This is a genomic window from uncultured Ruminobacter sp., from assembly GCA_902764345.1.
In the GTDB taxonomy this organism is placed as follows: Bacteria; Pseudomonadota; Gammaproteobacteria; order Enterobacterales; family Succinivibrionaceae; genus Ruminobacter.
The window spans coordinates 1-12050 of the sequence record CACWVT010000057.1 but is presented as its reverse complement, the minus strand read 5'-3'; the positions used below and the strand labels follow the sequence as shown (position 1 = coordinate 12050).

Sequence of the window (12050 nt, the reverse complement as noted above, 5' to 3'; positions counted from 1 at the left end):
TAGATGGCCTGATAATTAAGTTAGAGGTGGTAAACTATTTGGTTAACGATGGTAAAGTAATTTGGTTAAAGCTGGCCTACTAAATCACATTACGTCCAACATATAAGGTCACCTATCGGGGAAATCCCCGTTTCGGAAGGTGACCAGTGGTGCATGACACTGGACGGTTAAAATAAATTCGCCTGTTTCAGCCATGCACTCATCAGTTCGCGACCTGATGAGCTTACGCAGGTGAGTGGTCGAATTATTGAAAGCAGATACAAATCTGAAAAAAGCAAAAGAAAAACCGTACTGAAAATGTTTATTCAATACGGTTATCAAAATTTTCTAATCAGGGAGATAAGAGATCTCAGACTAAAAAAGCAGGCATCTGTAAGGGTGTCTGCTGAGATGGTAACAAGAACAAATATGTGATCTACTTAATAATAATTGTAAGGTTCGATTTTACATTTAGTAAAACGATTTCTCCAATGTTTTATAGGGCAAAACAGGTTGAATGGTTATTATTTGTTTTACTAAAATGAGATATAAAACAAATAATTATCATATGTTGTAAAGTTATAAAAATGTCAGGAATATGTGATAAATCTAACATTAATGAATATAGTGTAGATATTTTGTCGCACGGATAAAATGAATTCAATGGTAAGGAAATATTATGTGGCTTTGTTGTGTACCTAACGAGTGTACATATAGGGCCTCCACGTGGGGTATGGAAGTGACCAGAAGCGCTTAACATTGGACAATTTTTGAAAAATACGATTTGTTTAACAGTTAATGCGTACAGCAGTTTGTACACGTTAATTGGCGGTTCGTGTGGAAATAAAGCTATATTACAGACTCAGTGACAACAACAACGATTAATTGATAATTACTGTACTGATAGTGAGAGTTTCATAAATTATCTTATGCTGAATAGAACTTGTGAATGTTTAATAACAATGAATATGATGCTGTATTTGCTACGCTTCAAGGAGGACGCTTTTATATTTGTGTTATAATCTTGATAGATCCATTGTTGCATAATATGTGAGTTATCTGAAAATTCATTACAATAAAGCGTGTGTGAACGGCATGTAATGTTGAATTGACTTTTTCACATCACATCACAGAACTCTTTGTTTGATAGAAATATAGTGATATTAATGATTAGGTACAGAAGAGATTTAAATTTAAAAATTAAACGTATAGGTTATAAACCTGGAGATGCCACATATGAGGAAGATATACCATCAAAAAATATTCTGTTAATCGGAAACGGTTTTGACTTAAGAGCAGGTATAGAATCTACATTTAAGGATTTTATTTTTTATGTGATATATGGGTGTGCTTTACATAATTTAAACACAGATAGGTTGTTTTCTGATATACAAATGTCTAATTATGTAAAAATAGATTGCTCGTATCCATCTCAGCTAAAAATTTTGTTGCACTCAAAAGATTTAAACGTTTATAAGAAGTGTAGCGAATTTGCAGATAACATTTTGGGGAGAATGATTTTTGATCATCTATTTAACAGTAAATCATTCTGTAATCTAATTCTTTATTTTGGTTCTTTTATAGATAGCCGACCTTTTTCCAAAGAACAATTAGATTCAATTAAATCGATATACGGATTAAGTTCGTTTTGTCGATTTAATGATTTGAAAATTCCAAAAAATGAGTTAAATAAAGGTATCGGAACACTAATAGACATAGTTGAAAGAGAACGCGATAACTTAAAAGACAATTTTAATGTTGAGTCTTGGTTAGATATCGAATCTGTGATTGAAATGCTCGTTACTGGTTCTGAAGAACTCAAGTTGAAATATGGCTTTGAACAAGAAGGGGCAGTAAAATGGAATGCTAGCACATCAAATGAATTTTTAAATGGGTTAGAACTCTTTGAGTTATTGTTGACTTTGTATTTGAGAGAAACTCAAAAAATTGATATTAAAGCCGAGAATGCAAATGCATTTTTTGATTCATTAAGGGACGCACATATTCATTCACTAACTAAAAGATCTCATGGAAGAATCCAAGATTTTAATCTTTCAAATCCAAACGTAATAATCAACTACAACTATACTAATATTGCTGAAAGATTTTATAGGGCGTTGGAAAGGAACCCTGAAATTATTCATATAAATGGTTCGATAGATGTGCCAGATGAGATCCGTTTAAGTGAATTAGACACGAATATTGTTATTGGGTATACCAACACTAACAGATGCCAAGTATCAAAAGATGCATTTCCTTTTGAAAAACAAGCCAGGCGTGTTATAAAAAATACTGAATATGTGAATATTAATAATCTAATTGATTCAGGAATGTTCGATTTGATTATTGTGGGCCATTCTTGTGGAATCGCAGACAGTGATGTAATAGGTAGGCTATTATCGAGTGAGAATCTTAAGACAGCAGTTATTCTATGCCACTCGTATTTAGATCTTGTTCTAGCTTTCAATAACATTAAAGCAATGTTAACCGAGGATCGCTTCAATGAACTGCTTTCTTTTTCAGAGAAAGAGATTTATGGGAATTTATATTTTTCTGTAGAAAATAAAGCCTAAGCTTGCCCTATCTAAGTCTTAGAATAACAGACATTATTTTGTGAGGAAGTTCAATGACTCTACCTACTTTAGATGATGGTCAGCTCAATGATATAGCAAATATTATTGGCAAGGGTTTGTCTGGAACCCAAATAAAGAATTTGTTAGATGCTAGTAATATTAAGGATGTACAAGCATCATATGGAAAGCCGACAAGGCTGTATGAGGCTTTTAAAGCTGAATATTCACAAACTAAATCATCTAATCATGTATGGGCTTTTTTACTTGAGTGCTTTAAACCATCAAGAGGTGTTTTAGATACGGGAACATATGAGTTGCTAAGGTGTAAGGTAAATGAAGTTATTTCACTATCAGGCGTTGAAGTCAGAAATGACGGCCATTTTTATTCTGTTCCAAAGGCTAATAACGTATCGGAAGCTAAACAAAGATCTAATTCGTTAATACAAAAGTTGCGAGATAATAGAGCTCATTGCGATGTCATCAAATTTTGTAATGAAGAGCTGCTTGCGGATGATTATTTTCATGCTGTTCATGAAGCAGCAAAAAGTTTGTGCGATAAAGTGAGAGAGCTTTCTGGTTTAAATAAAGATGGTAGTAGTTTATTTGAAGAAGCTCTTTGTACTAAAAATCCTTATATTGCTTTGTCGTCATTGACAACAAGTACTGAGATAAATGAACAAAGAGGATTATGTGACATGCTGTGTGGGGTTTATAGTATGGTTAGGAACGTTACTGCCCACGAATTACGCATAAAATGGATCGTGCATGAAGAAGATGCGTTAGATATTCTTTTAGTTATTTCGTTTTTGCATAAAAAGTTAGATCAGTGCGTGAAAGTGCCTAAATATAATTCTATGGGAATCAAAAACTCATAAATTAAGCAGACTTAACTCAATTTTTCGTCCGTGTAAATAATGTTCGTATGCTACAGAGGTGGGAATGTACCTCACTTCAATGTTTGCGTGTTTCCAAGCTCTGCAGTGAAGGGAGGATCAAGGAAACTGTACTTAAGGGCAATACCTGGCTGATCCCGCCAGATGCCCAAAAACCGGAAGATCCGAGACGGCTGAAGCAGGGCAGGGTGCAGAAGTAGCTGCTTATCAGTTGTGTTTTCAGAAAATGAACTGTTGCAGATTTTACAACAGTTCAAATAGCTACCAACAATACTCGCATTCAGACTGCATAGGCTTTGAGCTGTTTATCATTGAACTCAACTGCAGCCTTGTAGGTTTGTACTTGTCCGGTTACTTTCGCTTGGATATAGTGGGGATGAAGAACGGAATGTTATGCTACAGCTATCAGCACGGCACACTCAACCTTACGAACTAAAACGCACTGCTTATGTTTTTCGTCACCAGTGCCACGTGAACAGCTGTTAGGTCGATGCGTTAGAGATCATGAATATCTGACATAGTCAGTAGGGTGTCATCGCACGTTGAGACTGCGTTTTTACTGTCACGTAAAAACTATAATATTAAAAACGCAAAATCGAGAGATTAGTTAGTTTTGAAATTGAGGATACCTGCATTCTTACCTGTGAGTGGAAGCACTATTTTCCAAGATAGGTCAGAAAACACCATAGGCGCCGAAAAGGAATATGACACTAACGAAAAGATGAAGGAAAATTATGGCTTGAGCGCTCGAATTCGGTCTATCCCAAAGGCTGATTCGGAACATGGACAAGCGTCAGAATTTTCCTGAGCTCCCATGTACCATGAAACAGTCCGGCCGTCAGAGCTTTATTTGGGGACGCCGGACATGTTGTCTGAGTTAATCGATAACGGTTAATAAATCGTCTACGCTTCTTCTTTTCGGAGCATGTGGATCTGAATCAGTGTAACCTAAGGCGACAAGTGCAGAAATCCCGAATTGTCTGGTATCAATCCCCAAAATGTCTGCTACCTGTTTTTCGTCAAAGATGCCCAGTATTACTGAACCGATATTTTGCTCGTGTGCCGCAAGACAAAGAGTCTGAGTAGCAATGCCTGCATCAAAGGATTCCCAATGGGCTCCCTTTGAGGTGGTCGGAGTGCCGTCAACGTTATAACCGCAGATCCCTTTTGCGGTTACCACAACCATCAGTGTATTGCAGTCAATTACACGGTGCATGTTAGGGGTAAATCCCATAACCCCGTTGCATGCAATGCTGTTTTTAAGCTCCTTATTTTTAATTGCGAGATAGGAAACGGTCTGGGAATTCTTCCACGAAGGAGCATAAGAGGTAGTTTCGATAATCTGTCTGAGCGTTTCCGGTGAAATATCACGGTCGGTATATTCACGGACGCTGCGACGTCCCCTGATACAATCAACTGCATTCATCTGTTTAATATCCTTATTCATGTTTTTGTTTATACGTCATCTCCGCTTACGGCAATGCCGTGACCGGCATTGCTCCGGAAGGTGTAATATCAACATATCCAAATATCTACATATATCGATGTGTTATGCCATTTTTTTGGCAACCAATTGCGGTTGCCAATGCTTCTTTCATGCGTTTACGCCGTATGTTCAGCTGTTAGGGCATTTTTTGCCGTTATCATATTTGGTGTAATACGAAATCATTTCCTTAAATGATTCCACACCTTCAGGAGAAATGGAATAATTAGTCCATTTCCCGTCTTTTCTGCAGATTACCAGTCCGCTGTCACAGAGTATTTTCATATGATGCGAAAGGGTTGGCTGAGAAATTTTCAGGAGTTCCATTAAGGAACATCCGCACCTTTCCCCATTCTGCAGTGCCAGCAGAATAGCCAGTCTGCTTTCATCGGTAAGAGCTTTCGCTCTTCTTACATCATCTTTAAAACCCATAACAGCTCCCGATATGTCAGACATTATAGAAGTCACATCGATACATGCCAATATATAAATGTGAAATAAGTAAAATTAAACAGGTATTCATCAGTAAAAATATAGAACACTTTTATTTATTCTTCAATTTATATTTGAGTGCTTAAGGTATGCATCAGGAGTTTTGCGCATTTTTATGAACGGAACATGGGGTAAAAATCATGGAGTACTGTCCCCATGTTTTTGAGGCCGCAGGCATAACGTATAGCCTGCGGCCTCTGCTCCGTGCCGATTCAGAGGATCAGAGCATGGTATTATTCATTGAGTTCAGAAGCTCAATGTTTTCCGGAGTGATTGTGGCACTCAGGACACTTTCAATTACGCTGGGGGTATTGTAGAGACCTATGCCGCCGCCGATTCCCACGGCGAAGGCACTTATGCTCTGTCTGGCTACGCCTGCCACGATACCTACAAGAATCATGCTTCCGCATACCACTCTTCCGAGAGTTCCCTGAATCCATTCCTTGAGGGTATCCCATACGTCAGCGAATTCCTCACCGCCTGTGCCGGCACACGCATCACTGAAGCCGGCAATGAACGATGCCGCAATCACAAAAGGCATTGCCTTTTTCAGATCGGGTAAATACTTGATTTTCAGATTTTTCAAAAGACGGCTCTGAAGGTTTTCATATTGTTTTGAAGATAAGATGTTCATGTTGTTTCCTCTTCTTTTTCTGCTGTTATGAGCCGAAACAGCGCAGTGTTAGAGTAACACCGGGGCGCTCCGGCATACCTATCCCGCTGCTAAGCTAACATGCAGGATTCTGAATAAGATGACCTATGATTTCCGATCCCGGAATAATGGAAGCAGTGATGATTTTCAGGTGACTCCATAATTCTCCGGTTCACCCGGTTTTCCGTTACTGTTTTGTATCGTGACGTTTTCTCTGCTTTTTTACTTCAAGATATGGCATTGCTCCTCCGGAGTTTCCCTTAACGGCCGTATGCCCGGTTTTTACCGAATATCTTCCGGAAGATCCGCTGATTCCCCAGGTTCCGTTGTGAAGGCTGGTGTAGATGACTGACCTGTCATGAAGATTGCCATCAGTATCCTCATGCGGGTTTATGACGGTTATCATGATGTCATCTCTTGTCCTTATAAAAGAATCAGGTGCGTATTCGTGACCGTAGCTTACGCGGGAGGCTGCTGTTTCGGAAGGAGTGAGTTCCTTCAGTTGACCGGATGCCGCATTACCTTCCTTCGGGATAATTACCTCAGGTGTCAATCCCGTGGCCTGCGCCGTTTTTCCCTCTGTTTTGTCTTCAGGACTGTTTCCTGCTGACTTACCTGTCCCAACCTCACTTATACCTTCGGCTGACGAAAATGATCTACTGCGGTAATCCGCAGGAAGATTCATTTCCGTCCATTCTCCGTACTTTTTTCTGTTAAGGTACACCTCTCTTGTGCTTTTACACTGAACTCCCTTAGGGAGGCCGGAGCATCCGTATTCCTCACTGCCGATGCCCAGTGAGCATCCCGTTAAATTCGTCATGACAATGATTGTAAGACATGACTTAGTCCCGAGATGACGGAACCAGGTGAGCCCGTGACCGCATTTACCCGTAGGATTGTTATTTGAAGACATATGTTTTTTTTCCGTTTCCATTCCGGTTACCGTAATATCCGAGTAAACGACATGATGCGTGGCGAATGCCACGTATCTGTCGTCTGCTCTGTTCTGGCTGTAATGTATCAGCAGGTGCTCCCGGAATCCGCTGATAAACCCTTTAAGTGACGTATCGGCGGAAGACCTGGGACTTAATATGTCTGTCCTTTGTGTGATACCTCAGTGTTCCGAATAATCGATAAAGATTGTACAATCGGGGATACGGTCCGTTAATAAACGGGAGATATTTAATGGCGTCTGATAAAACCTTTCTGGAATATGTTCTGGAACAGCTTTCTGAGCTTGATGACGTGACCTTCAGGTCCATGATGGGAGAGTATATTCTGTATTACCGCGGAAGGATTTTCGGGGGAATCTACGACAACAGGTTTCTGGTGAAGCCGACCCCGTCGGCTTCCTCCATGATGCCTGATGCCGTGCAGGAGATTCCATATGATGGGGCCAAGGCCATGCTTTCCGTCGATAATACCGATGACAGGGAATTTCTTAAGCGTCTGATAGAATGCATGTATCCGGAACTTCCCGAACCGGCATCCAAACGGAGAAAATCCGCAAAGTAATTGCCGGAATACACAGCATCTGTCTCGGCATTGAGCTGACGATATGATGACTCTGTGCCGATTCCGCGCCATGCTTTAGTTTCTGCATGCTTCCACAAATGGAATTCTGCCTTTTATCACCGTGGAACCGCCGACTCGGGCAACATATTCCAGATCCGGAAGCTCACTTAACATTGATGCCGGAAAAATATCGGTTTCGTTTTCCGTCAGGCTCTTTGATATGCTGGCGCTCACGCTTGTCAGTTCACCCGAACTCTGATTCTGCACAGAGCTCTGTGAGCGGAACAGTACTCTGGTTTTCGGAAGAGAACCACTGATGTATTCTCTGGTTCTGGTGTCAATGACACGCAGGGATATGACGTTGTTGACGTTACCGAGAACCTGAAGGGCTTTAGCTTCGCTTCCAAGCCCGGATTCAAAGTCCGCAACGGTCTGGGTTGCCACGGTTACCCTGAATTTGGCGCCTCGTCCCTTGTTAAGGAGCTGTATCAGCTGTCCGTTGATTACTTCAGAGGTTTCATCAACAAAGAGATTTACGTATTTTAAGTCTTTCCCGAAATTGTATCTGTTTCCCGCAACTGCCGTGAGATCGGCGAGAAGCATGGAACCTAGGGCCGATCCGGTTTCGCCGTCCGTGAGTGAGTCAAGACCCACGTAGAGAATCCTGTTCCTGCGGACTATGTCCGCAAGACTGTAGGATTTTCTGGTGAGATTTCCGGTTTCCTCGGGAGACAGAAGGTTTCCGAGCTCACCTGACGTAAGCATGTCGAGAACGGGCTTTAATGAAGCGGTCATTTTTTTGTAATGGTCGGGATCGTGTTTGGCCATTTCATAAAGGGACTCCATTTCCTGGGACACCCGTCCAGGGAAGGGCTTTATGGCCCGCCGGTAAAGGTCATCGTATTTTGACAGGAGTCTTCCCGGCACCTTTGAGGTTTCACGCATAAGGCTTTTCCACTCATCGGCAAATCTTCTGTCCCTTAAGAGATATCTGTCAAAGACGGCCTTGAATGATGCAAAGCAGAGCTCGGTAAGTCTGGAATTCACGTAATATCTTATCAGCTTAAGGGTAGGTCTTCTTCCCGTCAGTATCAGTCCGCCGACAACGGCATTGATTGCGGAGAAGGCAAAGCTTCTGAACGGATCGCTGTTCCCTTTTGCGGTGGGTACCAGGGAACTTATGCGACCTGCAATTTCCGTGCTTCGGGTAAAATTATGTACCGGACTCAGGCCGATGCTTTTTTCAGGAAAGGCCGGATGAAAGAAAAGAACATCACGGCCACAGGCATTCGCAGAGTTGGCCAGGTGTTCATAAAGATCACGGTCTCCCTTCGGATCAATGACTATGACGCATTCACCGCGGAACACGGCCTGAGAACACAGCAGGTCGTACAGTCTGGTTTTGCCGGCACCGGTGGTGCCGGCTATGAGTGTATGTCCGTCAAAAAAGCTTAAGGGCAGAAATACCGGTTCCTGCTTTCCGAGAGACTGGATAAAACCCGTTCCCTTAACGTCGGGATTTCTTTTTACGGTGCAGAGTGACGGATCCTTTTCCATAAGACCGTAGAGCAGTACGGCCTGTTCCTTCTCCCACAGAAATCCTTCTCCGAGATACAGTCTGTCGGGTGAGGTAAGTCCCCTCAGTTCATCCTCGGAAATCCTGAAGAATCCTCCTCCATTTGCCCGTTTTTCCTCATCGGCAACCTTTGAGTATTCCCTGTGTCTGAGAAACACCAGTACGAGAGCGGTCATCATGAACACGTATTTTGAATAATGCACCGTTGAGAGTGACAGAATAAACACGCTGACGGCAAGAAGAACGGTCAGCGCAAAAGAAATAAGACAGTATCTTTTCATGTATATTTATGAATCTCCGGACAGCTGAATTATGAATGTATTAGGATGTCCTCCGTGAGGATCTTTGCCTTGTATCGGTGCCGTTGCCGGTACCGCGGTACCGGCAACGGTCTCTTTCGTCAGAAGGTTCAGAGCCTGCCTTTGTCCCGTGACTGGCAGAACAGCTCCTTCTTTACCGCGGCCCTGTCCTCCGTGGTGAAAAAGCGGTGCATGGTGTCATACGGAAGCTTTGTCGCATTGGTGAAGCTTTTATAGGAAAAGCCGTATGCCGATACGGCATCCGCATAGGAATCCTTTCGCATGACATTCAGAATGTCCCGGCTGTCACGATCAATCTTCAGCATTTCTTCTGAAAATAATTCAAAGGGGCTTACGGCTTCAATGCTTTGCAGAAGCTCTTCCGAGCATAACGGTAAACCATTGGCCGTATCCGCTGAGGTTCCGGGCTTCGTACCTGCAGGCATATCGGTTAAACAGCAGGCTGTCGCCATGCCGGCAATTTTTTGAAAAATGACGGATGAAGCCTTCGTGAGAGATATCTTTATTGCCTCCGTATCCAGATTTCTTCCGGTAATGCTCTTGCCGGCCGTATTCCGGATGATGGAGACCGCTCTTGCCATGTCATCGCGGATTGACGTTTCGGAGGTGCAGTCTCCCGCCACCGCATTCAGAAAATTAAGGCTCTGTCTGTAGAGTTTCATGGAGGTGATGACGGCAGGATCGTTTATGATGAGTTCATCATTGCGGTGTCTGTCCGTCAGCATTTCATATATCGAGAGAAAGAGTGATATTCTGTTAAGTCTGGCAGAGGAGGCCTGTGATGTCAGGGTTTCCGTATCCTTTCTTCTCGCACTGCTTCTGGTCACGAATTTCTTCATGCCGTATTTTTTAAGATGGTAACGCCTGTTGCGAATCATGTAGTGATGATACATTTCCGGTAGATCCGCATTTATGAAATCTGCAGATGAAGTGATGTTGAGTCCGGATTCGGTCATTGCCCTTATGGTCAGATGACGTACGGTATTGTCATTCGGGAACCTGTCGGCAGCTCTTTTTATTCTTAATCCGTCGGCCCGGAAATTATCATTGAAGCAGCTTAGGTTGTTAAAGAGAAGGTAAAGGTATCCCAATGCCTTTTCCCTCTGCGTGAGAAGATAAAGACTTCTGAGTCCCGCAATTTTTTCAAGAGGAATCGGACAGCCGATGAATGCCGACGTCAGTTCCGGTCTGGACAGCAGCAGACCGAGAAGTGGTTTTGTCCCGGCGGTATCAGTTACAGGGGAAATTTCCGAAGCATCATTACCGCAACAGTTTACAGGTTCCGATTCAGCCGTTATCCGCCGACGGATGCATGAGGCCTCGTTATATGCATTCGTAAGACTGTTACGGAGATATCCGTAATTTACATATCCGATTTCATCGGATATGAGTCGGGTGCCGTTACGGAGTATTTCAAGACAGCGTAATATGCGTGAGCATGTTTCGTCGCGGCGTAGGGGAACATCCGTAATGTCATCGGGAATGTCGCATGGGAATTCCGCCAGACGGAAGGAGGTTCCGGTAGGGCATCCGGAAATGCCGGATACCGTGTTCTTCAGATTCGTATCCGTATCCAAAGACAGAGAGGCGGCAGGAGCGGAAGGGGGGTTACCGAGTTGCAGTCCCTTCAGATACTCACTTATAAAGCTGCGCTTTTTAAGGATGCGTATGTAGTCGTGAAGCTCCTCCATGAGAGTGACACGGCGGTTACCTGAGAAGCATCCGGTCCCTGAACAGAACCATTCCGGTGAGAAGCGGTGAACAGCCTCGTGAACGTCGGCGTTCAGACCGGAACAAAAGCCTGAGCTTCGGACCGCACCTGCCGTAAGTGATTCGCCGTTCACGTATCCTGATTCGGCAGGAACCGCCGTGGCAAGAAGGCTTTCCATCTTGTCCCGTATTATTGCATTGAGTCTTCTTTTAAATTCATGGGATGTAAGGCTATTCGTTTGGGAACTTGGTGCGGAATCTTTATCCCCTGCGTGGGACAGTATGTATGAGGCAGGTGACGGAAATTCATAATCATTTCCGCAATCATTACCGAAGCTGCTGAACCCGGCGGTCGTTGCTTCATTAACTCTGTTACCGTTCATGGTTAAATTTTCTCCGTGAGTGCATCTGGCACGACGGAGACCTCGTCGCTCATGCAGCCGGACGGCTGCATGAGCAGGAGGCGGTCACCATGGCGGAGCCTGATGCTTGGGATGGATGTTAAATCCCGTAACTGAAGACGGGAACCTTTGGTAAGAAAAAATTATGTTTACCGGAGAAGAGGTGACACCGTGCACGAGGACGGCTTTTCTTCACGGAGCGGTGACGTTTTTGTTGGAGTATGACCTTATAAATCCGTTTACTGTTTCGGAAGCATTTATATTTAATTGAACGGTTAATAAAAAAGCGGTCATGGCAGACGGTTGCGGATTAAAACACAATACAAATTTTCAATCCATTATTTTTTGTGAATTTAATATCTCAACTTTCCCACATGATTTTGAGTGGAAAAACATAGCGCAACCTTAATCCATGCGGTTTAGGTGTTTTTTAAAAACATGTATTGATTTTTATGA

General features: G+C 42.9%; 9 protein-coding genes. 3 read left to right on the top strand and 6 right to left on the bottom strand.

Annotated elements, in window-relative coordinates; genetic code table 11:
• Positions 1-1145 precede the first annotated feature (1145 nt).
• Entirely contained in the window at positions 1146-2552 is a 1407-nt protein-coding gene (locus tag QZU58_RS08860) for an AbiH family protein (RefSeq protein WP_294496122.1), read from the top strand.
• A gap of 53 nt (positions 2553-2605) precedes the next feature.
• Positions 2606-3427: a TIGR02391 family protein gene (locus QZU58_RS08855; RefSeq protein ID WP_294496120.1), complete on the top strand. Its 822-nt coding sequence runs from the start codon at positions 2606-2608 to the stop codon at positions 3425-3427.
• Positions 3428-4322: 895 nt separating this feature from the next.
• Here QZU58_RS08855 and QZU58_RS08850 read toward each other — a convergent pair.
• The 4 genes from QZU58_RS08850 to traV form a co-directional block, all read right to left on the bottom strand.
• Positions 4323-4871, bottom strand: coding sequence for a nitroreductase family protein (locus QZU58_RS08850; protein ID WP_294496118.1), 549 nt, complete (start codon positions 4869-4871; stop codon positions 4323-4325).
• 189 nt (positions 4872-5060) lie between these two features.
• Positions 5061-5360 (bottom strand): metalloregulator ArsR/SmtB family transcription factor, encoded by a 300-nt coding sequence (locus tag QZU58_RS08845; protein WP_294496116.1) that lies wholly within the window; start codon positions 5358-5360, stop codon positions 5061-5063.
• A gap of 280 nt (positions 5361-5640) precedes the next feature.
• Entirely contained in the window at positions 5641-5961 is a 321-nt protein-coding gene (gene traA / locus QZU58_RS08840) for a TraA family conjugative transfer protein (RefSeq protein ID WP_294496123.1), read from the bottom strand.
• A gap of 298 nt (positions 5962-6259) precedes the next feature.
• Entirely contained in the window at positions 6260-6985 is a 726-nt protein-coding gene (gene traV, locus QZU58_RS08835) for a type IV conjugative transfer system lipoprotein TraV (RefSeq protein WP_294496114.1), read from the bottom strand.
• A gap of 272 nt (positions 6986-7257) precedes the next feature.
• Between traV and QZU58_RS08830 the strand changes: the two genes are divergently transcribed.
• Positions 7258-7587 carry a TfoX/Sxy family protein gene (locus QZU58_RS08830; protein WP_294496112.1) on the top strand — a complete coding sequence of 110 codons (330 nt, stop codon included), beginning with the start codon at positions 7258-7260 and terminating at the stop codon, positions 7585-7587.
• Positions 7588-7662: 75 nt separating this feature from the next.
• On the opposite strand, the gene traD is transcribed toward QZU58_RS08830, so the two are convergent.
• On the bottom strand, positions 7663-9444 hold the full coding sequence (traD, locus tag QZU58_RS08825; RefSeq protein ID WP_294496110.1) for a conjugative transfer system coupling protein TraD: 1782 nt from the start codon (positions 9442-9444) through the stop codon (positions 7663-7665).
• A gap of 128 nt (positions 9445-9572) precedes the next feature.
• Positions 9573-11576: a hypothetical protein gene (locus QZU58_RS08820; protein WP_294496108.1), complete on the bottom strand. Its 2004-nt coding sequence runs from the start codon at positions 11574-11576 to the stop codon at positions 9573-9575.
• Positions 11577-12050 lie beyond the last annotated feature (474 nt).